We start from the raw sequence: 22,856 nt of genomic DNA on the forward strand, positions 1-22,856 counted from the left end.
ACCGTGACGGAACTCCCCTCGCCTCGGCGGGGGGAGTTTTCTTTGCGCCTAAGGCTTGCGGGCGGAGCCGTCGCCCATGTCCGGGCACTTGGCTTCGACCTTGCGCGTATCGCAGAGGGCGATGCGCTGAAGGTACGCCATGGTCGGCGGCACGATCGCCGGCGTAGCCTCGCTGCGATGAGCGTATTGCACGGCATAGAGGCTATCGTCGCCGCTGATTACCTTCATCCACGCGTTCTCGGGCCGTTGGGTCGCCGGATTGAGCGGGCAAAGGAACATCCAGATCGAGACCGCATAGCCTCGCTCGACACCCGCATGGACCTTCTGAGCGCCGCCGCCGGGGCAACTCGCGACCCAACCGGCGGCCATGTTCCTGGGCAGACTGTCCGGATCGGCCTTGTGAACACCGAACAGGATCTGGTGCGTGACCATCCTCGACCAATCCTGCACCGTCTCGCCGACAGGCACGTACTCGACGAACAGCATGCGGGGCTGGCGATTGCTCGCGGCGACCTTGAAGCCCTGCGGCAGCGGGGCCAGCAGGTTCTCCCCTTCGGGCGCCCCGCAGATCGCGGGCCCCGCGATGGCGCCGGCGATGAACGCCACGCTCAGAAAGACGCAAAGCCGCATGAAAGCCCCCCGAATTCGCAACCCAAGATAGCGAGTTTCGAATTCAGCTCAACCGAACTTAACGCGCCGTCGTCGCCTTGGTGGTCGCCGCCACCTTGGTCGGCGGTTGTCCCGGAGGCGGAACCACAAGCGGCGGGCGCTCGATGGCTTGGTAGACCAGCGCCCGCGACTGGGCGTCCAGGCCCGGACCGACGCCGCCCAAGCGCTGGATCATGCCGACGAAGAACAGGTCGTTGACCGGGTCGATCCAGAACCAGGTGCCGGCGCTTCCGCCCCAGCTGACCGTGCCGGGGCCGACCGGCGCGCCCGAGGCGGCCGGATCCACCGCCACGGCCAAGTCGAGACCATAGCCCATGCCGGCGGCGAACGGGAATGGCTTGGGGCCCGGCTTCAGGACCCCCGTCGTGCCGTTAGTCGTCACCACGAACCCCGGCGGCAGGTGGTTCTGAGTCATCAGGGCCACGGACTCGGGCCTCAGGATTCGCACACCGCCCAGTTCGCCCTTGTTCAAGATCATCTGGGCGAAGCGGGCGAAGTCGCCCGCGGTCGAGACCAACCCTCCTCCCCCCAGCGGCGCGGCCGGCGGCTTGCTGACGTCGCGCCAGGCGCCCTCCACGGCCGGGACCAGTTGGCCGGTCGCGGGATCGCCATCGTACAGCGCCGCCAGGCGATGCTGCTTCTGCTCGGGAACGAAGAAGGCGGTGTCCTTCATGCCCAGCGGCGCGAAGATGTGCTCTTCCATGAACACCGGTAGGCTTTCGCCCGACAGCTTCTCGACGATGTAGCCCTGGATGTCGGCCGCCACGCTGTAGCGCCACAGCTGGCCGGGCTCGGAGAACATCGGCAGGCCCGAGACCTTCTGGACCAGATCGGTCAGCGAAGCCGACTGAAGCACGCCCGCGCGATAGTAGGCCTGGTCGGCCGGGCTGTTGGGATCATCGGCCAAGCCATAGGCGAAGCCGGCCGTGTGGGTCATCAGCTCGCGCATCGTCGGCGGGCGCGTGACCGGGGCCAGGATCGGCTGGCCGGCCGCGTCGACGCCGGTGGCGATGCGCAGGTTGGCGAACTCGGGCACGTACTTGCTGACTGGATCGTCCAGATCCCACAGGCCCTGCTCGTAAAGGATCATCATCGCCACGCCCGTGACCGGCTTGGTCTCCGAGCGGATCCGGAAGATGGCGTCGAATGGCATCGGCTCGCCGCCCAGGGCGCGGCGACCGAACGCCATGGCGTGGACCACGCGGCCATGACGGGCCAGCAGGGTCACGCCGCCGGCGACCTGGCCATTGGTCACCATCGCCTGCATGTGCTCATCCAGGCGCCTCAGGCGCTCGGCGCTGAAACCCAGGTCCTCCGGCTTGCCCTTGGGCAAGGCCAGAGCCGGGGTCGCGACGATGGCCGCGCAGCCGAAGACACTGGCGAGAACGCTCAGCGCGCGGCGACGCAACCTCCTAACGCTCATTTGGCCAGCTTCATTTCGGCTTGAACCGCTTGTTGGTGGCGAAGCCCCGCGGCGCCAGTTTGCCCGCGCCCGCCCGGCGGCCGACCCATTCCTTCCACTCCGCCCAGTCGCGGCGGCGGCCGGCGGTGTCGATCCAATAGGCGCCGGTCTCGGCGTTGAACGACAGGCCGTCGCGCAAGCCCCCCTCGCGGTAGGACTGCAGCTTGACGCCCTTGCCGCGCGGCATTTCCGGCAGTTCCTCCAGCGGGAAGATCAGGATCTTGCCGTTGTCGCCGATGACGGCCAGTTGGTCGCCCACGGCCTCCATGCAGAAGGCCGCGCCGGCGGCGTCGACGGTCAGGACCTGCTTGCCGGCCTTGCGGTTGGCCAGGGCTTCTTCCTCGGGCATCAGGAAGCCATAACCCAACTTCGAGGCCAGAATGCGCTTGCGGCCGGCCTTGAACGGGAAGACGTCGACGATCTTCACCTTGTCGTCCAGCTCGATCATCATCCGCACCGGCTCGCCATGACCCCGCGCGCTGGGAAGCTTGTCGCAGCCCAGGGTGAAGAAACGGCCGTCGCTGGAGAAAATCAGCAGCTTGTCGGTGGTCTCGGCCGGGACCAGGAAGCCCAGCTTGTCGCCTTCCTTGAACTTCAGCTCGGACGGATCGTCGATCTTGCCCTTTGCGGCGCGGATCCAGCCGCGTTCCGACAGGATGATCGTGATCGGCTCGCGGACGATCATCGCCTCGATGGCGGCGTCGGCGTCGACGACCGGAGCGTCGGCGAAGATCGAGCGACCGGTCACCCCGGTCGGACGGCCGCCCTTGTCCAGCGGGTGCTTGATCTTCAGCAGGGCCTCGCGGACCTGGCTCAGGCCCACGCCCACCAGCTTCCACTGCTTCTCGTCGCTAGCCAGCATGGCCAGGATCCCGTCGCGCTCCTCCACCAGTTCGGCGTGCTCGCGGCGGATCTCCATCTCCTCCAGCTTGGCCAGCTGGCGCAGACGGGTGTTGAGGATGGCGTCGGCCTGGATCTCCGAGAGCTTGAAGGCCTCGATCAGCTTCTCTTTCGGCTTGTCCTCGTAGCGGACGATCCGAATGACCTCGTCGAGGTTCAGATAGGCGATCAGCAGACCGTCCAGGATGTGCAGACGGGCTTCGATCTTGGCCAGGCGGTGGCGGGCCCGGCGGGTCAGCACCTCGCGGCGGTGGGCCAGGAAGGCCATCAAGGCCTGCTTGATGCCCATCACGCCGGGCGTACCGCGCGCGTCCAGCACGTTGATATTGACCGGGAAGCGGCTCTCCAGCGCCGAGAGCTTGAACAGGCTCTCCATCAGCACTTCAGGCTCGACGTTCTTGGACTTCGGCTCGAGCACCAGGCGGATGTCCTCGGCGCTCTCGTCGCGGACGTCGCCCAGCAGGGCGGCCTTCTTGCTGTCGATCAGGTCGGCCAGTTGCTCGACCAGGTCCGACTTCTTCACCTGGTACGGAATCTCGGTGACGACGATCTGGTAGGTGCCGCGACCGGTGTCTTCCTTCTCCCATTTGGCGCGGATGCGCACGCCGCCGCGACCGGTCTCGTAGGTCTCGAGCAAGGACGCGCGGGATTCGACGATCACGCCGCCGGTCGGGAAGTCTGGCCCCGGGACCTTTTCCAGCAGGTCCTCGGTCGTGGCGTCGGGATTGGCCAGCAGCAGGTGGCAGGCGTCGATCAGCTCGGCGGCGTTATGCGGCGGGATCGAGGTGGCCATGCCGACGGCGATGCCGGACGAGCCGTTGGCCAGCAGGTTCGGGAACCCCGACGGCAGAACCACCGGCTCCTCATCCTGACCGTCATAGGTGGGCCGGAAGTCGACCGCGTCCTCGTCGATGCCGTCCAGCAGAAGCGTCGCCGCTTCCGTCATCTTGCACTCGGTGTAGCGCATGGCCGCGGCGCTATCGCCGTCGATATTGCCGAAGTTGCCTTGCCCCTCGACCAGCGGGATGCGCTGCGAGAACTCCTGCGCCAGGCGCACCAGGGCGTCGTAGATCGACTGGTCGCCGTGCGGGTGGAAATTACCCATGACCTCGCCGACCACCTTGGCGCACTTGCGCGCGGCGGACTCGGGGTTCAGGCGCATGTTGCTCATCGCGTACAGCACGCGACGGTGCACGGGCTTCAGGCCATCGCGCACGTCGGGCAGCGCCCGCGAGCCGATCGTCGAGAGCGCATAGGCCAGATAGCGCCGCGAGAGGGCCTCGGTCAGGGGCTCGTCGAGGATGCGGTCGCCGTCGCCGGGGCCGCCAGGAGGAAGGACAGGTTTGTTCATCGAGGGGATTCGTTACTCCGGGTAACGACCCTAGCAGAAATCCCCTCGACGATTCGACCGCTCAGGCCCCAAAGATCCCCGGTTTTCCGGCCTCCAGCGCCCATTTCGCCCGCGTCGACAGCTTTCCATCCTTGCGGGTGACCGCGTCCAGCACCTTGAACTCGGTGACGAAGGCCTTGGGCGTCACGTCGCAGATCGCGTAGCCGCGCTGGTTGTTGTTGAACTTCAGGATCGGGTTGGCCGCCTGGATCTTGGCGAAGTCGTCGCGCTGGTCGTTTCCGTCCCCGCCCGAGCTGATCGAGGTGATCACGAACTCCGAGGCGATCGGCGCGCCCTCGTGCCTGGCCCCGTCGACAAAGAGGTCGCCGGCGAAGTTCTGGTGCTCGTCGCCGGTCAGGACCACGACATTGCCGACCTTGGCGTCGCGGATCTTGGAGAGCAGCCGTCCGCGCGGGATGCGGTAGCCGGCCCAGGAGTCCGAACTAACCTCGACGCCAGGCCCCGGATCGCGGTCCAGGTCCATCATCATCACCTGCTGGGCCAGGATATTCCAGGTCGCCTTCGAGCTGGTCAGACCGCCCATCAGCCACTTCTCTTGCATCGCCCCGATGACCTCGGCCTTGGGCGCGGTAACGGCGTCACACCAAGATTGCTTGTCGTTGCAAGGCTGGTCGGTGCGGAACTGGCGGGTGTCCAGCAGATTGAGGTTCAGCAGCTGGCCGTAGGCGGCGCGGCGGTAGATCTGCAAGGACGTGCCGACCGGGAAGCTGGAAGCCCGCAGCGGCATGTTCTCGTAATAGGCCTGGACGGCCGCCTGGCGACGCAGGTTGAACAGCTTGGGGTCCGTGCCGTCCTGGTCGAGGTCGCCGACCCAGTTGTTGTCGGTCTCATGGTCGTCCCAGACCGTGAACCACGGCGCGGCGGCGTGGGCGGCCTGCAGGTCGGCGTCCAGCTTGTACTGGGCGTAGCGACGGCGGTAGTCGTCCAGGGCGTAGATCTCGTCGCCGAAGTGCTGGCGGATGTTCTCGATCGGTCGCCCGCCGTTGGGCGTGATCCGGCTGCCGCGGCCCTCGTAGATGTAATCGCCGTAGCAGAAGACGAAGTCGGGGTTATCCTCCGCCAAACGGCGATAGGCCGTGTAGTAGCCGGTCTCGTAGTTCTGGCAGCCGGCGACGGCGAAGCGGACGCGGTCCAGCGCCGCCCCCAGGGCCGGCGTGGTGCGGGCTCGGCCCGCCACGCTGCGGTCGCGGCCGGCGGTGAAGCGGTACCAGTAGTCGCGCCCCGGCTGCAGCCCGCCGACCTCAACGTGGACCGCGTGGCCCAACTCTGGCGGCGCGATCGCCGTCCCCTTGGCGACGATGGTCTTGAAATTCGGACTGTCGCCGACTTCCCAATCGACCGCGACCGGGGCCATCGGCATGCCGTAGCCGATCTCGAACGGTTCGGGCGCCAGGCGGGTCCAGATCACGAAGCCGTCCGGCGACGGATCCCCCGAGGCCACGCCCAGCTGGAACGGATAGGTCTTGAACACCGCCTGGGCCAGGGCGGCCCGACTCTCCAGCGGGATCGACAGCGCCGTGACGGCCGAGGCGCCGAAAGCGGTCAGCAGGCGACGACGGCTGAGGGCGTAGCGGTCGAGGACGGACATGGCGGGACTCCGGAACTGAAGTTCCGCCGATAGCGCCCGTATGTGACGGTTCTTAAAGCCTGCCGGCTTCGCTGAGGCGATCCAGCAGCCAGACCCGCGCCGGCGGCAGCGGACGGTTCAGCGGGCCGAATACGAACTGCTCGAGGAAATGGCCGGTGATGTCGAGGCCGGCCTTTACGTCGCCTTCGCTCAGGCCGCCCTGCGAGGACAGCATGAACGGCGGCAGCGGCAGCAGCTTGTCGTGATAGGGCCGGCCGGCCTGGCGGCTGACGGCGCGACCGGTGCGCGGGCTGACATAGACGAGGTCGTCGAAGCTCCCGGTGGCGGCGCACTTGGAGAGATCCAAGCCGAAGCCCAGCTCCTGCAGCAGCCCCGCCTCATAGCGGACATAGACCGCCGGCCAGATCTCGGGGATCTCCAACACGCGGATCAGGGCCTCCAGCGCGTGGAAGGCGCCCGGATGGGCCTCGCGCTCCGGCAGGGCGGACGCCGCGACCGAAGCGGCCGCCGATAGACCGGCCAACGCAAGGCGATCGTCGAACAGGGACGAAGGCCCCTCGCCCATCGGCTCCAGGGTGGCCGAACCCAGCTGGTCCGAGACCCGGGCGCGATAGCGCGCGATGACCCGCGCGCCCGGCTGCAGGAAAGGCTTCACCCGCCGCGAAGCCGCGCCGGCCACGTGGGCGGCGAACTTGCCGCGATCCTGGGTGAGAAGCTCGACGATGGCCCCCGTCTCGCCATGCGAGCGGGCCGAGAGGACGTAGGCTTCGTCCTCCCACTCCATCTAGACGGCGGTCCCCCACGCCACGACCTTCTCCAGCACCGGCCGCCAACCGGCCCCGACCGGCAGGCCGATCACGTCGCGCAGGGTCGCTTCCAGCTCTTCGACAGTGAGGTCGCGTTGCTCGACCAGGGCGCCGGTGACGTCGCGCTGGGTGAAGCGGTTGTTCTTCAGGGCATAGCGGGCCGTCGCCGTGGTGCGTCCGACGGTCATGCTCCAGGTGAAGTGCGAGCTGGGGTGCGTATAGGTGAAGTAGTTGACTTGCTCGTAGTCGATGTCGGTCCAGGCGCCCTGTGCGACCTGGTACAGCGGCGACCAATGGCCCGAGAGGTCGGCTTGAACCTGGCGCTCGACGACACCGCCGGTCTGAACGTCGACGATGCGGAACCGGCCGTGCGGCGTCTCCTGTACTGCATCGGAGAAGAGCCGCAGAGGCGCGGTCAGCACGCAGCCGCCGAAGCCGGCGTCGACCAGCCAGGTCTCCCCCTCCAGCGTCACGCCCAGCACCATGTGCGAACGCGGGCGCGGCGGCGCACCTTTCGGCTGCATCCATTGCACCCGGGCGATCAGGCCCTGAACCTGGAAGCCGACGCCTTCCAGCGAGCGCTTCAGGAGACCGTTCTGTTCGTAGCAGTATCCGCCTCGTCCGGCGGTGATCAGCTTGGCGGCGACATCGGCCGGCGCGAGGCTGATTCCGCGTCCCAGCAGGACGTCGAGGTTCTCGAACGGGATAGCGTCCGGGTGCAGGCGGGTGATGGCGCACAGGGTCGCCATCGTGGGCTCGCATGGGCCGTCGTACCCGATCCGCTCGAAATAGGCGTTCAGGTCGACGGCCGCGGCCGCCCCCTCATTGCCTATCTGGGCGTCAAACATCGAAATCCAGGCCGATGTCGCTGAACAGGCCGCGTTCCTCGGCCCAGTTCTCCTTGACCTTCACGTGAAGGAACAAATGAACCTTGCGGTCGAGGATCTCGCACAGTTCCTCGCGCGAGGCCTGGCCGATCCACTTCAAGGTCTGGCCCCCCTTACCGATCACGATGACCCGCTGGCCCTCGCGCTCGACCAGGATGGTCTGCTCGATGCGGACGCTGCCGTCCTTGCGCTCCTCGAAGGCGGTCGTCTCGACCGTGGCCGCGTAGGGCAGTTCCTCGTGGACGCGCAGATAGACCTTCTCGCGGGTGATCTCGGCGGCCAGCAGGCGGGCCGGCAGGTCGGCGGTCTGGTCTTCCGGATAGAGCCAGGGGCCTTCCGGCATCATCGAAACGAGTTTGGCGGTCAGGTCCTCGACGCCCGCGCCGGTCGAGGCGCTGATCATGAAGACGTCGGTGTAGACGCCGGTGTCGAAGAAGTCCTTGGCCACGGCCAGCAGGGTGTCGCGCTTGATCCCGTCGATCTTGTTCAGCGCCAGAATGACCTTGCGATTGGCGGCCTTCAGGCCCTCGATGATGGTCTGGACGTCCTGGGCCGAGCGGTATTCACCCGGGGTGGCCTTGTCGGCGCGGCTGGCCAGTTCGGCCTGGACGTCGACCAGATGGACCGTGGCCTCGGCCTCTTCCGAGCCGGCCCAGGCCGAGCGGACCATGGCGCGGTCCAGGCGACGGCGCGGGCTGAAGATCCCGGGGGTGTCGACGAGAACGATCTGCGTATCGCCCTCGATCGCGACCCCGCGCACGGGGAACCGAGTGGTCTGGACCTTCTGGGTCACGATCGAGACCTTGGCCCCGACCATGCGGTTGACCAGGGTGGACTTGCCGGCGTTGGGCGCGCCGATGATCGCCGCGAAACCGGCGCGAGTCTTGGGAGTGGTGTCAGTCATTGGGGGTGCGTGTAGCACCGATAGGGGTTCGGCGGTAGCGAGGGCCGGCGCACGACGGTGGCGGATATCCGGATCCGTCGGGCCTGCGCCCCGAAAACGCGAACGCCATACATTCACTCTCGCGAGCGTGAATATTGACGCCCGTTCCGTTTAGTGGGACGGTCGCGTCGTGGGTGCCGTCAGAGCGCCGGAGGAAGCATCCAAGAGGGGAATGACCATGAGACGAGAGCTCTGGTTGTCGGCGTCCGCCGCGATGTTGCTGTGGGCGGGCATGGCGCATGGCCAGGAGGCCGCGACTTCGAAGTCGGAGACGGCGTCCAAGCGGGCCGATGAACCCGCCGTCCTGGGCGAGGTGGTGGTCACCGCCGAGCGACGGACGACCAACCTGCAGACCACGGCCGTCGCGGCCACGGTCCTGAGCGCCGACGACCTGAACAACAAGGCCGTTTCGTCCCTCGATCAACTGCAGTTCGCCGCGCCGTCGGTGACGGTGCAGAACTTCGGCCAGGGCAACTTCTTCAACGTGCGTGGCATCGGCAAATCCGAAGCCACGACCGCCGTCGGCGTGGGCGTCATCACCTATCGCGACGGCGTGGCCGCCTTCCCGGGATACTTCCAGACCGAGCCCTATTACGACCTCGCCAGCCTGGAGGTGCTGCGTGGCCCGCAAGGGACCTTCGCCGGCGCCAACGCCACGGGCGGAGCCGTGTTCATCCGCTCGCAGGATCCCAACTTCCGGGGCGTGAACGGCTACGTCCAGGGCCAGGTCGGCAACTACAAGGACTTCAAGGCCCAGGGCGCGGTCAACCTGCCGATCAGCGATACGCTCGCCGCGCGGGTGGCCTTCAACCACGAGACCCGCGACAGCTTCTGGGACATCACCGGCCCCTACAAGGGCCATCCCGGCGATGTCGACAGCAACAGCGTCCGCCTGGGCCTGCTTTGGACGCCCAGCCAGGCGCTGAAGGTGACGCTGAAGGCCGACTACAACGACATCGATCTGGGCGGCTATCCGGCCGACCCGGCCCTGTCCAAGAACGATCCGTTCAAGATCACCAGCAACGGGCCCAACTCGGCGCACGACACCTTCGTGCGCTCATCGCTGAACGTCAGCTACACGTTCGACAACGGCGTCGTCCTGCGGTCGGTCACCGGCTACCAGAACGGCACGGCCAAGTTCTCGACCGATCTCGACGGCACGAGCGCGCTCAACAACACCTTCTATGACACGGTCAAGGAAGAGGTCTGGTCGCAGGAGTTCAACCTGCTCTCGCGCGGCGACCAGCGCCTGAACTGGCTCCTGGGTGTCTACTATCAGAACGACGAGGTGGAATTCCCCGCCGCGACCTATCCCACCGGCGCCTACCGGATCGGTTTTCCCGAGAACGTCCTGGACATCTACCTGTGGGGCAAGACGCCCAAGGAGACGACGGCGGCGTTCGGCCAGGTCAGCTATGACATCAGCGATCGCCTGCAGCTGCAGGTCGGGGCGCGCTACGCCCATTCGGTCTCGACCAACGACGACGTCTACACGACCTACCCGCAGTTCGGCGTCGTGCTGCTGCAGAACGCCAAGGTCGAGGACAACAAGGTGACGGGCAAGGTCACGCTGAACTGGAAGCTGGACGACAGCAACTTCGTCTACGGCTTCGTGGCCACGGGTCACAAGATGGGCGGCCTCAACGGACCCAACCTCTATCAACCGGCCAAGGCGTTCGCCCCCGAGAACCTGACCGACTATGAGGCGGGATGGAAGTCGACCCTGGCGGGCGGCCGCCTGCGCACCCAGCTGGGCGTCTACTACAACGTCTACAAGAGCTTCCAGGTCAACATCGGCGACCCCCAGTACCCGCAGATCAACCGGATCCAGAACGTCCGGGGCGACACCAAGCTCTACGGCCTGGAGGGCTCGGCCCAGGCGCTGCTGGGCCCGGCGGCCTTCGACGTGGCGGTCTCGGTTTCGCACTCGTCGTTGGGCGACTTCTACGGCGCCGACCCGCGCGTGGGCCGGACGGGGACCTGCGATCCGGCGAGCGGCCCCGCCAGCGCCAACTGCGTCAATCTGAGCGGCAACCGTCAGGCCTATGCGCCGACCTTCACCTTCCACGCCGGCGCGCAGTACACCTTCGTCCTGGGCGGCGGCGCCACCCTAACGCCCCGACTCGACTACGCCCACATCGGTCCGGCCTATACGACCATCTTCAACAACGAAGCGCTGGGCGACCAGCTGAAATCACGCGACATCGTCAACGCGCTGGTCACCTGGGCGAAGGGCGACTGGAAGCTGGCGGCCTACGCCACCAACCTGACCGACCAGACCTACATCGCGGCGATCAATTCGGGCCTGCGCTATGCCGGGCCGCCACGGCAATACGGTCTGAACCTGACCCGGACCTTCTAGTCGGGCCAGGCGGGGGCGGAGCCCTACTCCGCCCCTTCGCGCTCCAGCAGCGTCTTGGCGGCGGCCTTTTCGGCCTCCTGCCGGGACTTGCCCTTGGCGATGGACGGATCGACGCCGACGACGGTGACCTCGACGGTGAACACTGGCGCGTGGTCGGGGCCCGTGCGGTCGAGGACGCGGTAGGTCGGCAGCGGCCGGCCCTTGCCTTGCGCCCACTCCTGCAGCGCGGTCTTGGGATCGCGCGGCCGCCCCTCCCCCGCCCGGTCGAACTCGTCGGTCCACAGGGTCAGGAAGACGCGGCGAGCGGCGTCCAGGCCGCCGTCCTGGTAGAGGGCGGCCATCAGGGCCTCGGTGGCGCCGGCCAGGATGGATTCCGTCTCGCGGCCGCCGATCTTGCTGGACGAGGCCGACAGGCGCAGGGCCGGACCCAGCTCGGCCGCCTTGGCGACACGAGCGCAGGTCTCGCGGCTGACCAGGGCGTTCAGGCGCGGCGCCAGCTCGCCTTCCTTGGCCTTGGGAAACCGCTGGGCCAGGGCCTCGGCGGCCAACAGGCCCAGGACGCGGTCGCCGATGAACTCCAGCACCTCGTTGTCGCGGACCTTCTTGGCGCCATCCCCAACGCTGGCGTGCGTCAGGGCGCGTTCGAGCAGTTCGCGGTCGTTGAACCGATGGCCGATCCGGCGCTCCAGGTCGCCGACGGCGGCGACCCGTCTATCCATGACGCGAGATCACTTCAGCACGTGGAAGAAGCGGCTGGGACGCGCGTTCAGGAACCACGTCCACGGCTTGAACAGGCTGGCCTCGGCGCTCCACGACAGCAGGATGATCTGGGCGCGGCCGACCAGGTTCTCGGCCGGAACGAAGCCGACCCCGACCTCGTCGCCAATGTACTGGTCCAGCTCGTAGTCCCACTTGCAGGCGCTCTCCTTGAACGGCGAGACGCCCGGGTCGAAGCGGCTGTCGGCCGAGTTGTCGCGATTGTCGCCCATGAAGAAGTAGCAGCCGGCGGGCACGGTATAGACGCCCGTGTTGTCGCCCCGGCTGTCCGGACCGAAGTCCTGGGTGTCGTATTGGCGGCCTTCCGGATTGGTTTCCTGGAAGCGCTGGACCTGCTGGGTGAAGCCGTAGCCGGTGTCGACCAGGGCCGGGGCCTGCTCCTTACGCGGCAAGGCCTTGCCGTTGATGTAGACCTGACCGCCGCGAACCTGAACCTTGTCGCCCGGCAGGCCGATCAGGCGCTTGATGTAGTCGGTGCGATTGTCGCGCGGCAGCTTGAAGACGATGATGTCGCCGCGACGAGGCTCATGGCCCAGGATCCGCCCCTTGATGATCGGTGGGCTGAACGGGATCGAGTGCTTGCTCCAGCCATAGCTGAACTTCGACACGATGATGTAGTCGCCCTGGTAGAGGTTCGGCTCCATCGAGGCCGACGGGATCGTGAAGGGCTGGAACAGCAGGACGCGCAGCACCAGGGCGATACCCAGGGCGTAGGCGACGGTCTTGATGATCTCGATCAACTCGGCGACGGCGCCCTTCTCTTCGGGCGGCGTGATGTCGTCGGCGGCGTCGTTCATGCGGGCGCTGGGCTCTTCGAGAATGGATATCCGGCGAACCGGTTCGGCTTTGCTAGACGGGCTTGGCTACAGGAGCAAGTGTGGCGCGTTAGACCGGCTTTACGGCGAAGGTTGGACCAGCTGGCCCGCCGGTAAAGCCTCGATGATCACGAAGGCCTGCGCGTACGGGTGGTCGTCGGTCAGCGACAGGTGGATCACCGCCTCCATGCCGGGCGGGGTCATGTCCTTCAGGCGCTCCAGGGCGCCGCCGGTCAGGGCCATGGTCGGCTTGCCCGAGGGCAGGTTGACGACGCCCATGCCGGCCAAGTGCACGCCGCGCTTCAAGCCCGTGCCCAACGCCTTGGAACAGGCTTCCTTGGCGGCGAAGCGCTTGGCGTAGCTGGAGGCGCGGTCGGGTTTGCGTTCGGACCGCCGACGCTCGATCTCGGTGAAGACCTTGTTGGTGAAGCGGTCGCCGAAGCGTTCGAGGGATTTCTCGATCCGGCGGATGTCGCACAGGTCCGAGCCGATCCCGATGATCACGCCGCGATCTCCAGCCTGGCCGCGTCCATCAGGGCCCGCATCCGCTGGATGGCCTGCGGCAGGCCGACGAAGATCGCCTCGCCGATCAGGAAGTGGCCGATGTTCAGCTCGGCGATCTGCGGGATGGCGGCGATCGGCTTGACCGTAGCGTAGTCGATGCCGTGGCCGGCGTGGACTTCCAGACCCAGCTCGACGGCCAGGGCCGCGCCGGCCTTCAGGCGCTCCAGGATCGCCTCGGCCCGCTCGGCATGGCCCTCGCGGGCAGCGTCGCAATAGGCGCCGGTGTGCAGCTCGATCACCTGGGCGCCGGCGGCGGCCGAGGCGCGGATCTGGGCGGGATCAGGCTCGATGAACAGCGAGACCCGGGCGCCGACGGTGCGCAGCCGGGCCGTGGCGTCGGTGATCCGGTTCAGCCCCTTGACCACGTCCAGGCCGCCCTCGGTGGTGACCTCCTCGCGGCGCTCGGGAACCAGGCAGGCGGCGTGCGGGCGCGCGCCGATCGCGATGCCGACCATCTCGTCGGTCACGGCCATCTCGAAGTTCAGCGGCTTGCCGCGCTTATGGCAGAGGTCGGTCAGGACGGCGATGTCGGCGTCGCTGATGTGCCGGCGATCCTCGCGCAGGTGGGCGGTGATGCCGTCGGCCCCGGCGGCCAGGGCCAGCTCGGCGGCCCGGACCGGCTCGGGGTAGGAGGAACCGCGCGCGTTCCGGATCGTCGCCACGTGGTCGATGTTGACGCCCAGACGCAGCATGGTTCAGCCCTTCAGCCGGCGACTGCCGGGATCTTCGATCGGAATGGCCGCCAGTTCCGGCGGCAGGGCGTCGGCGGGATAGGCCGGCACTTCCAGGCTGGCCAGGGCGATCAGCGGCACGCCGACATCGGCCTTGCCGCCCGAGCGGTCGACGATGCAGGCGGCCGCCACGACGTCGCCGCCGGCGTCCTTGATCGCCTGGATGCACTCGCGCGACGACAGGCCCGTGGTGACGATGTCCTCGACCATCACGACCTTCTGGCCGGGCTCGAGGTGGAAGCCGCGACGGAACTTGAAGCCGCCGCCCTCGCGCTCGACATAGATCGACGGCACGTTCAGGTGACGGGCGGTCTCGTAGCCGGGGATGATGCCGCCGACGGCCGGCGAGACGGCGACGTCGACCTGGCCGACGGTGGCGATGATCTTCTGGGCCAGGGCCTTGCACAGGCGCTCGCAGCGCTCGGGGCGCATGAACACCAGGTTCTTCTGCAGAAAGACCGGGCTGTGCAGGCCGGAGGACAGCACGAAGTGGCCTTCACGGAGAGCGCCGGCGGCGCGGAATTCATCGAGGACGTCGTCGTTGGTCATGAGCGACGGATATAGAAGCTGGAGGCTGAGTCTTCAAACGCCGGCTTGCCTCGCGGCGACGTTTCAGGCTCTACGCGGCGCATGACCGAAGAACTCCAACGTCCCCGCATCGGCTGCGGCGCGGCCGTCCTCGACGCCCAGGGCCGCCTGCTGCTGGTCAAGCGCGTCAAGAATCCCGAGGCCGACCACTGGGGCGTGCCCGGCGGCAAGCTCGATTGGGGCGAGGCCGCCAAGACCTGCGCCGAACGCGAGATCGAGGAGGAACTCGGCATCCGGATCACCGCCGGCCGCGTCCTGGCGGTCACCGACATGGTCGCGCCGGACTATCACTGGGTGGCGATCACCTACCGCGTCGAGGGCTTCACCGGCGAGCCGGCGATCCAGGAAGCCCACGCCATGCACGACTGGGGCTGGTTCCCGCTGGACGCCCTGCCCTCGCCCCTGACGGCGGCGACGCGGGACGCGGTCGACGCCCTGAGCGCGACGCCCTAAGCCAGTTCCCGCTGGATCCGCCAGACCCGCCGTTCTGGCACGTATTCGCGATTGCCGATCTCGTCGGTATCGAGGCCGGCCAGCGTCCTGGCGATGTCCGCGCTCATCGCCGGGCTCCTGACGTAGTAGCTGTGCTCGACCTTGGGATCGGCCACGCCGGCTACCCGGCGGCAGTCGACCATGACGACCTTCTTGGGCAGCAGGTCCACCAGTCGCGCGCCGTCCGCGCCCAACCGATCGGGGTTGGTCTTGGTCTTGTCCGAAATCCAGAGCGCCCTGTCCTTGGGATTGAAATAGACCGTCACCCGCTTGGCCAGACGGGGCAGGAGCTTGAGCTTGGTGTCGTGCTCGAACGTGTCGTCGTCCTCGTCGGGCGACGCCAGCAGGATCTGGTCGAACACCCGCACCAGGGAGTCGGGCTGCTTGGCGATCAAGGCCTGCAAGCCCTGGCGCAGAACGTAGGCGCCCATGCTGTGAGCCATCAGGTGGACGGAGCGCAGACAGTATCGCTCGCGGTCGAGCTGGTGCAGGAACTCGGTCAGCTTCAGGAACGCGCGGGCCAGGGCCGGCCCCGACGCCCGCGCGTCCTCCCGGTCGCTGTAGTAGGACATGTACGGCACCTTCTGGCCTTCCGACGGCCAGCTGAACACCACGATGTTCAACATCTCGCCCGACGCGCCCGCGACTGCGTCGACGCGGATCTCCCGGGCCAGCTTGGCGCCGGCCTCGATCGCTTCGCCGAAGCCGACATTGAAGCCGTGGATGAAGACTAGCGCGTCCTTCTGGGCCTCGCCGCTCATCATCGCGTGGAGCGCTTCCAGAAACTTGCCGCCGCCGGTCTTGGTGATGTCCGGATCGACCTGGGAATCCGGGTCGAGCCGCCCTTCCGGATAGACGTGGACATTGGCGGGCTTGAACGTGGTCTCGGCCTCGGCGAAGTCGACATAGCCGAATCGCAGGGCCGCCACGCCATCGGGATTGAAGTGCGGGCCGAAGTTGCGACCGCCCCCGCTGGTCTCCAGGTTCCGGTTGGTAACGAAATGCACCCGCACGCTAACCATCATCCCTCCCGACTTTCGTCGGCGAGAACGATGCATCTCTAGCGGGAATTCAGCAACTGCTCAGCCGAAGGACTAGCCGCGCGTCCGATCCACGGTCTCGACCGACGGGCAGGCCCGCAGGGCGGCCGAGATGTTGGTCAGGTGCTTGGCGTCTCGCACCTCGACATCGATATCGGTGTCGAAGAAATCGCTCTGCCGATGGTGCATGCGCAGGTTGACGATGTTGCCGCCGGCCTCGCCGATGATCGTGCAGACCTGGCCCAGCACGCCCGGGGCGTTCTGGATCGTGGCGTGCAGGCGGGTCAGGGAGATGGTCGAGCGCTCAGCCTCGGGCGTCCAGTTCAGGTCCCGCCACAGCTCCTCGCGGTCCTCGAACTCGGCCAGGCGCGGGCAGTCGATCGTGTGGACGTCCAGCCCCTCCCCGTCCTCGCGCAGGATGCCGACGATGCGGTCGCCCGGCACCGGGCTGCAGCAATGGGCGAAGTGCAGCGAGACGCCCGGGGTCAGGCCGCCGCCGCGCACATAGAGCTGCGCGGCGTCTTGGCCGCCCTCGATCTTGCGCCGCGCCGTCGCGGCCTCGCGGTCGGCGTCCTTCATGCCCGGATAGGCCGTCTCCAGCACCTGGCTGGGCGATACGCGACCTCGGCCCACGGCGTCGAACAGCGTCTCCTCGGTCTCCAGGGCGAAGCGTTCCAGGATCGGCCGCAGCGACACGTCCTTCAGCCGCTTGCCGGCGCGTTCGAAGACCTGTTCCAGCGAAGCCTTGCCCAGGCGCAGGAACTCTTCCTTCTCGGTCTGGCGGATGTGCCGGCGGATGGCGGAACGCGCCCGGCCCGTCACCGTCAGCGAGCGCCAGTCCGGCGGCACCACGGGTTTGGAGCCGCGCACCACCTCGACCACGTCGCCATTGACCAGCGGCGTGCGCAGCGGCTTCAGCTCGCCGTTGATCTTCACGCCGATGCAAGTGTCGCCCACGTCGGTGTGGACGGCGTAAGCGAAGTCCAGCGGCATCGCCCCGCGCGGCAGGCTGACCAGCTTGCCCTTGGGCGTGAAGACGAACACCTGGTCGAGGAACATCTCGAGCTTGGCGTGCTCGACCAGTTCTTCGCTGTCGCCGCCATGCTCCAGAACCTGGACCAGCTGGCGCAGGTTGGCCAGCGGATCACGACCGCCGGCGGCTTCCATGCCTTCCAGGTCGAGGCCGTATGAGGCGTCCTTGTAGCGGAAGTGGGCGGCGACGCCCTCTTCGTTGACGCGGTCCATGGCCTCGGTGCGGATCTGCATCTCGATGCGCATGCCGCGCGGCCCCACGACCGTGGTGTGCAGCGAGCGGTAGTTGTTCCGCTTCGGCGTCGAGATGTAGTCCTTGAAGCGGTCGGGGACGCTGGACCAGGCTCGGTGCACGACGCCCAGGGCGCGGTAGCAGTCCTCTTCGCTGTCGACGATCACGCGGAACGCGTAGATGTCCGACATCTGCGAGAAGCCGATCGATTTCCGCTGCAGCTTGCGCCAGATCGAATAGGGCGACTTCTCGCGGCCGAACACGCGGGCCGGCAGGTTGGACGATTCCAGGCGCGCCGAGATTTCCTGGCTGACCAGGGCCACCGCCCCGCCCTGCTCCTCGCGCAACGCGTCAAGGCGCCGGATGATGGCGTCGCGGGCGACCGGATTGGTATGCTGGAAGCTGAGCTCCTCCAGCTCCACACAGATGCGATGACAGCCGATGTTGCGGGCCAGCGGCGCGTAGATGTCGCGCGTCTCGCGAGCGATCCGTTCGCGCTTGGCCTGGTTCTTGATGTAATGCAGCGTCCGCATGTTGTGCAGACGGTCGGCTAGCTTGACCAGCAGGACGCGGACGTCCTTGGAGATGGCCAGAATGAACTTGCGCAGGTTCTCGGCCTGGCGGGTGTGCTCGGCCTGCAGTTCCAGCTTCGACAGCTTGGTGACGCCCTCGACCAGCTCGGCGATCTCGTCGCCGAACAGCTTGGCGATCTCTTCCTTGGTGACCGGGGTGTCCTCGATCACGTCGTGCAGAAGGGCCGTGACGATGGTCGCGGTGTCCAGCCGGTACTCGGTGAGGATGCCCGCCACCTCGATCGGGTGGGCGTAGTAGGGGTCGCCGCTAGCCCGGGTCTGCGAGCCATGCATGCGCATGGCGTAGACATAGGCGCGGTTCAGCAGCGCCTCGTCGGCCGTCGGGTCGTAGGCGTGGACCCGCTCGATCAGTTCGTATTGGCGAAGAAACTTGGGCCGCGGCTTAGGCGCGGCGGCGGCCGGAGCCACAGACGAAGACGCGCCCGGCTCCCCTTCCTTGGACGGGGCGTCGGGCGCGCGTTCAGACGGAGCGGTCGGCGTGGCCGCTTCGAGGGTCAGAGGGTCTGCGCCTTCGGGGCTCAGTACCGCTCCTCCTGGCCGCCATCGCGGTCGCTCTGCAGAGCGCGGACCAGTTCCAGTTCGCTCATCTGCATGTGGCTGGGATCGGCCAGCAGGGCCAGGGTCTCGGCCTCTTCCTCGGCCTCGGTGTGCTCATCGACGCGTTGCAGCGTGCTGATGAGGTGTTCCTTCAGGGCCTCGTGGTCGATCACGTCGTCGGCGATCTCGCGCAGAGCGACGACCGGGTTCTTGTCGTTGTCGCGGTCGACCATCAGGGCCGCGCCCGCCGAAATGCCGCGCGCGCGGTGCGCCGACAGCAGAACCAGCGAGAAGCGGTTCGGAACCTTCTCAACGCAATCTTCGACGGTGACGCGGGCCATGAGTTCCTCGGGCTGCGAATTAGCAATCGCAAAATAGGCTTCCGTGCGGCGACACGCAACGCCGCGCACGATCTTCCTGCTTTCGCGAGCGGGCGCTTATGCCCGCTTCGCGAGTCAATGTCTAGGCCTGGGAGGTTACCACACCTTCACCCGCTTCTCCGGCGGAAGGTACATGCTGTCGCCCGGCTTCACGTCGAAAGCAGCGTACCAGTCGTCCAGGTTCCGGACCGTGAAGGCGCGGTACTGGTCCGGGGCATGGCCGTCGGTGATCAACTGCTGACGCAGGGTCGCCGGGCGCGAATAGCCCAGCCAGCTCTGCGCATAGGCCAGGAAGAAGCGCTGGTCGCCGGTCAAACCGTCGATCACCGGCGCGGGCTTGCCGCCAAGGGAGGCGTGGTAGGCGTCCAGCGCCGCGCCCAGGCCGGCGACGTCGGCGATGTTCTCGCTGAGCGTCTGCTTGCCGTTCACGGCCAGGTCGGGGAACGGCTTGTACGCATCGAACTGGTCGGCCAGCGCCTCGCCGGCCTTCTGGAACTGCGCCAGGTCGGCCGGCGTCCACCAGTTGCGAAGGCGGCCCTGGCTGTCGAACTGCGCGCCCTGGTCGTCGAAGCTGTGGCTGATCTCGTGGCCGATCGTGGCCCCAGTCGCGCCGTAGTTGGCGGCCGCGTCGTTGGCCAGGTCGAAGTTCGGCGGGGCCAGGATCGCGGCCGGGAAGTTCAGGGCGTTCAGCATCGGCAGGTTCACGGCGTTGACCGTCTGCGGGGTCATCACCCACTCGCCGCGATCGACCGGCTTGCCCAGCTTGGCCAGGGCCGTGGCGTAGTCGAAGGCCTCCGAGCGCTGGACGTTGCCCAGGGCGTCGCCGCGCACGACCGAATAGCCCGAATAGTCCCGCCACTGGTCGGGATAGCCGACGCCAACCTTCAGGACCGCGACCTTCTTGCGGGCCTCGGCCTTTGTCGCCGGATCCATCCAGTCCAAGCCGTCGATGCGCTTCTCAAAAGCGACCTTCATGTTGTCGACCATGGCCGTCACCGCGGCCTTGGACTCCGCCGAGAAATACTTATCGGCATAGAGCTTGCCGACCGCCTCGCCCAACACGGCGTTGGTCGAGTTCACCGCCCGCTTCCAGCGCGGCGACAGGGCCGGCACGCCCTGCAGCGACGCGTTGTAGAAGGCGAAGCGCTCATCGACGAACGCCTTGGGCAGCACGTTGGAATAGTGATCCAGCAGGTGGAAGGTCAGGTAGTCCTTCCAGGTGTCCAGCGACACGCCGGCGACCGCCTTGCCCAGGCCCGTAACCAGGGTCGGATGCCAGACGATGAAACGCGGCTGGCCAGACAGCTTGGCGGCGGTGAAGAAGGCGCTCCAGTCCAAGCCAGGGGCCTTGGCGGCGAAGTCGGCGGGCGTCCAGCTGTTGTTCGCCTTCTGGACGTCGGCGCTGTCGGCGCGGCTTCCCGAGGCCTGGGCCAACTGGGTTTCCAGCGCCATGATCGCCTTGGCCTTGGCGGCCGCGTCGGCCACGCCGCCCAGGGTCAGGATCTTCTCGACGTGGGCGACGTACTTGGTTCGCGCCTCGACCATCGAGGCCTTGTCCGAGAGATAGTACTCGCGGTCGGGCATGCCGAGACCGCCCTGCAGCAGGAACGGCGCGTACTTGCTGGTGTCGTCGAACGCCGGCGAGACCCACAGGCCCAGGACGTTGTCGGTGTAGAAGTCGGTGGCGTTCAGGGCGTCGACGTCGGCGCGGATATTACCGCCCAGCACGCTGGCCAGCTGCGCCTTATCCTTGATGGCGGCGATGCGGGCGAGGTTCGCCTTCAGCGGCGTCAGGCCCTTGGCCTCGATGCCGGCCTCGTCCATGTAGCTGGCGTAGTAGTCGCCGACCTTCTTGCCGTCGCCGCTTCCGCCCTTGGCGGCGTCCTGGATCAGGTCGACCGTGCGCTTGCTGGCCTCTTCCACCATCACGGCGGTCTTGCCGTAGCGGCCGCGATCGGCGGGGATCGGGTGGGCCTTGATCCATTCGTTGTTGGCGTAGGTCCAGAAGTCGTCGCCCAGCTTGATCGACTTGTCGATCGCGGTCAGGTCGACGCCGCTCTTCGCCCCGCTCTGAACTTGGGCGAAGGCGGGAGCGGCGGTCAGCAGCGCGCCAGCGGCGACGCAGGCGAGCAGCGAGCGGGTCAGGTTCATCGGCATGGTCCTGTGAGCGTCCGGCGGACGCTTGGCGCGGAAATTTGGCCGGACTATGGGCGCCGCTCGCGCCGATCGGGGATTAAACTTTGGCAATGGAGCGCGCGTCGCGCCCCACCGTGGCGTTGGCCGCCAGCCGGAAGGCCGGCTCGCCGCTGACCGGGTGGATCCAGGCCGGGGCCAGCTCGGCCAGGGGCCCCATCACGAACAGGCGCTCGTGAGCCCTTGGATGCGGCACAATGAGGTCGCCGTCCAGAACCGACCGGCCATGGGCCACGAGATCCAGGTCCAGGGTGCGCGGGGCGTTGGCTTCTCCCCTCGCCCGTCCAAAACGCGCCTCGATGCGGTGCAGGGCCGCGAGGGTCTGGGCCGGCGACAGCGCCGTGCGGACGATGGCCACGCCGTTGCGGTATTCCGGCCCCTCGGGGTCTGGCCACGCCGCCGAGCCCCACCAGGTCGAGCGCGCGACTAGCTCCAGCCCCTCGTCCGGCAGGGCCGCCAGGGCCGCTTCCAAAAGCGCCTCGCGACTCGTATAGGCTCCGGCCAGATTGCACCCGAGCGCCACGATCACGGCCTCGTCCAAGTCATTTCGAGCGACCTGATTTTTCAAGGGATTACCGTGACCTTCTATCCGACCGACCGGCTCGCGCTGTTCATCGACGGCGCCAATCTCTACTCCGCCGCCAAGGCCCTTGGCTTCGACATCGACTACCGCAAGCTGCTCGACGAGTTCAAAAAGCGCGGCGTCCTGATCCGCGCCTATTACTACACCGCCATCGCCGAGAACGACGATTATTCGCCGATCCGGCCGCTGGTCGACTGGCTGGACTACAACGGCTTCACCCTGGTGACGAAGCCGGCGCGCGAGTTCACCGACAGCCAGGGCCGCAAGCGCTGGCGCGGCGACATGGACATCGAGATCGCCGTCGACATGCTGCAGATGGCCGAGACGGCCGACCACTTGGTGCTGTTCTCGGGCGACGGCGACTTCCGCGCCCTGGTCGAGGCCGTCCAGCGCAAGGGCCGCCGCGTCACCGTGGTCTCGACCATGAAGAGCCAGCCGCCGATGACCAGCGACGACCTGCGCCGGCAGGCCGACAACTTCGTCGATCTGGCCGACCTCGGGACCATCATCGGCCGCCCGCAGCGGATCCAGCCGAGGCAGCCGACGGACCATCGCACCCCCGCCGAACGCGAAGCCGACGACGAGTACTGAGATGCAGCAACCTTCCAACATCGCCGGCGAGGTCGTTCCCAATCCCGCCGAGCCACCGCGCGACTGCCCGCTGTGCCCGCGCCTGGTGGCTTATCGCCGCGAGAACCAGACGCTCTATCCGGACTGGTTCAACGGCCCCGCCCCCTCGTTCGGCGACAAGGACGCGCGGCTGCTGGTCGTGGGCCTGGCGCCCGGCCGCAAGGGCGCCAACCGCACCGGCCGGCCGTTCACCGGCGACTATGCCGGGACGCTGCTCTACGAGACCCTGATCAAGTTCGGCTTCGCCACCGGCAAGTTCGAGGCGCGACCCGACGATTCCCTGAAGCTGGTCGGCAGCGCCGTGACCAACGCCGTCCGCTGCGCCCCGCCCGGCAACAAGCCCGAGACCTCGGAAGAGAACGCCTGCCGCCCGTTCCTCACGGCGCGACTGGAGATGTTCCCGAACCTGAAGGCCATCGTCACCCTGGGCGACGTCTCGCGGCGCAACATGCTGAAAGCCCTGGGCCTGAAGGCCTCGGCGGGCATCCCGGGCCACGGCTCGGAATTCCAGGCCGGCCCCTACCGGATCTTCAACAGCTATCACTGCTCGCGGCTCAACACGAACACCGGCCGGCTGACGACGCCGATGTTCGAGGACCTGTTCGCGCGGGTGAAGGCCTACCTGGACGAGGCCCCCTAAC

The 22,856-nt window shown here is 67.4% G+C and carries 21 protein-coding genes; 4 read left to right on the plus strand and 17 right to left on the minus strand.

Annotation, left to right across the window (positions count from 1 at the left end):
- Window positions 1–48 precede the first annotated feature (48 nt).
- The 7 genes from K8940_RS13155 to era form a co-directional block, all read right to left on the minus strand.
- On the minus strand, window positions 49–630 hold the full coding sequence (locus K8940_RS13155; RefSeq protein ID WP_223390412.1) for a hypothetical protein: 582 nt from the start codon (window positions 628–630) through the stop codon (window positions 49–51).
- 58 nt (window positions 631–688) lie between these two features.
- Window positions 689–2,092 (minus strand): serine hydrolase domain-containing protein, encoded by a 1,404-nt coding sequence (locus tag K8940_RS13160; RefSeq protein WP_223390413.1) that lies wholly within the window; start codon window positions 2,090–2,092, stop codon window positions 689–691.
- A gap of 10 nt (window positions 2,093–2,102) precedes the next feature.
- Window positions 2,103–4,382, minus strand: a complete 2,280-nt coding sequence (gene parC, locus K8940_RS13165) for a DNA topoisomerase IV subunit A (protein ID WP_223390414.1) — start codon at window positions 4,380–4,382, stop codon at window positions 2,103–2,105.
- A gap of 61 nt (window positions 4,383–4,443) precedes the next feature.
- Window positions 4,444–6,030: an alkaline phosphatase D family protein gene (locus K8940_RS13170; RefSeq protein WP_223390415.1), complete on the minus strand. Its 1,587-nt coding sequence runs from the start codon at window positions 6,028–6,030 to the stop codon at window positions 4,444–4,446.
- 52 nt (window positions 6,031–6,082) lie between these two features.
- Window positions 6,083–6,814: a DNA repair protein RecO gene (recO, locus tag K8940_RS13175; protein ID WP_223390416.1), complete on the minus strand. Its 732-nt coding sequence runs from the start codon at window positions 6,812–6,814 to the stop codon at window positions 6,083–6,085.
- Window positions 6,815–7,684, minus strand: coding sequence for an arylamine N-acetyltransferase family protein (locus K8940_RS13180; protein ID WP_223390417.1), 870 nt, complete (start codon window positions 7,682–7,684; stop codon window positions 6,815–6,817).
- Window positions 7,677–8,627, minus strand: a complete 951-nt coding sequence (era, locus tag K8940_RS13185) for a GTPase Era (protein WP_223390418.1) — start codon at window positions 8,625–8,627, stop codon at window positions 7,677–7,679. The genes K8940_RS13180 and era overlap by 8 nt, the downstream gene beginning before the upstream one ends.
- Before the next feature lie 217 nt (window positions 8,628–8,844).
- Here era and K8940_RS13190 point away from each other — a divergent pair, with 217 nt between their 5' ends.
- Window positions 8,845–11,028, plus strand: a complete 2,184-nt coding sequence (locus K8940_RS13190) for a TonB-dependent receptor (protein WP_223390419.1) — start codon at window positions 8,845–8,847, stop codon at window positions 11,026–11,028.
- A gap of 23 nt (window positions 11,029–11,051) precedes the next feature.
- On the opposite strand, the gene rnc is transcribed toward K8940_RS13190, so the two are convergent.
- From rnc to pyrE, 5 genes are all read right to left on the minus strand, one after another.
- Window positions 11,052–11,747: a ribonuclease III gene (rnc, locus tag K8940_RS13195; protein WP_223390420.1), complete on the minus strand. Its 696-nt coding sequence runs from the start codon at window positions 11,745–11,747 to the stop codon at window positions 11,052–11,054.
- A 9-nt stretch (window positions 11,748–11,756) separates the two neighbouring features.
- Complete coding sequence (gene lepB / locus K8940_RS13200) at window positions 11,757–12,602, minus strand: signal peptidase I (protein WP_223390421.1); 846 nt, start codon at window positions 12,600–12,602, stop codon at window positions 11,757–11,759.
- A gap of 99 nt (window positions 12,603–12,701) precedes the next feature.
- On the minus strand, window positions 12,702–13,124 hold the full coding sequence (acpS, locus tag K8940_RS13205) for a holo-ACP synthase (protein WP_223390422.1): 423 nt from the start codon (window positions 13,122–13,124) through the stop codon (window positions 12,702–12,704).
- The gene (locus tag K8940_RS13210; protein WP_223390423.1) at window positions 13,121–13,876 is read right to left on the minus strand and encodes a pyridoxine 5'-phosphate synthase; all 756 of its coding nucleotides are present in this window, start codon (window positions 13,874–13,876) and stop codon (window positions 13,121–13,123) included. The genes acpS and K8940_RS13210 overlap by 4 nt, the downstream gene beginning before the upstream one ends.
- 3 nt (window positions 13,877–13,879) lie before the next feature.
- Window positions 13,880–14,464: an orotate phosphoribosyltransferase gene (gene pyrE, locus K8940_RS13215; RefSeq protein WP_010919429.1), complete on the minus strand. Its 585-nt coding sequence runs from the start codon at window positions 14,462–14,464 to the stop codon at window positions 13,880–13,882.
- Between the two features lie 81 nt (window positions 14,465–14,545).
- Between pyrE and K8940_RS13220 the strand changes: the two genes are divergently transcribed.
- On the plus strand, window positions 14,546–14,956 hold the full coding sequence (locus tag K8940_RS13220; protein ID WP_223390424.1) for an NUDIX domain-containing protein: 411 nt from the start codon (window positions 14,546–14,548) through the stop codon (window positions 14,954–14,956).
- On the opposite strand, the gene K8940_RS13225 is transcribed toward K8940_RS13220, so the two are convergent.
- From K8940_RS13225 to folK, 5 genes are all read right to left on the minus strand, one after another.
- A complete protein-coding gene (locus tag K8940_RS13225; protein WP_223390425.1) occupies window positions 14,953–16,017 on the minus strand; it encodes an alpha/beta hydrolase in 1,065 nt (354 codons plus the stop codon). The genes K8940_RS13220 and K8940_RS13225 overlap by 4 nt on opposite strands.
- A 72-nt stretch (window positions 16,018–16,089) precedes the next feature.
- Window positions 16,090–18,300: a RelA/SpoT family protein gene (locus K8940_RS13230; protein WP_223390426.1), complete on the minus strand. Its 2,211-nt coding sequence runs from the start codon at window positions 18,298–18,300 to the stop codon at window positions 16,090–16,092.
- Between the two features lie 110 nt (window positions 18,301–18,410).
- Window positions 18,411–18,770: a DNA-directed RNA polymerase subunit omega gene (gene rpoZ, locus K8940_RS13235; RefSeq protein WP_047413437.1), complete on the minus strand. Its 360-nt coding sequence runs from the start codon at window positions 18,768–18,770 to the stop codon at window positions 18,411–18,413.
- Window positions 18,771–18,905: 135 nt separating this feature from the next.
- Window positions 18,906–20,960, minus strand: coding sequence for a M13 family metallopeptidase (locus K8940_RS13240; protein WP_223390427.1), 2,055 nt, complete (start codon window positions 20,958–20,960; stop codon window positions 18,906–18,908).
- 82 nt (window positions 20,961–21,042) lie between these two features.
- Window positions 21,043–21,531, minus strand: coding sequence for a 2-amino-4-hydroxy-6-hydroxymethyldihydropteridine diphosphokinase (gene folK, locus K8940_RS13245; protein ID WP_223395856.1), 489 nt, complete (start codon window positions 21,529–21,531; stop codon window positions 21,043–21,045).
- A 48-nt stretch (window positions 21,532–21,579) separates the two neighbouring features.
- On the opposite strand from folK, the gene K8940_RS13250 reads away from it, so the two are divergent.
- The gene (locus K8940_RS13250) at window positions 21,580–22,176 is read left to right on the plus strand and encodes an NYN domain-containing protein (protein ID WP_223390428.1); all 597 of its coding nucleotides are present in this window, start codon (window positions 21,580–21,582) and stop codon (window positions 22,174–22,176) included.
- A gap of 1 nt (window position 22,177) precedes the next feature.
- Window positions 22,178–22,855 carry a uracil-DNA glycosylase gene (locus K8940_RS13255; RefSeq protein ID WP_223390429.1) on the plus strand — a complete coding sequence of 226 codons (678 nt, stop codon included), beginning with the start codon at window positions 22,178–22,180 and terminating at the stop codon, window positions 22,853–22,855.
- Window position 22,856: the final 1 nt, after the last annotated feature.

This window comes from Caulobacter segnis (assembly GCF_019931575.1).
Lineage (GTDB): Bacteria > Pseudomonadota > Alphaproteobacteria > Caulobacterales > Caulobacteraceae > Caulobacter > Caulobacter segnis_C.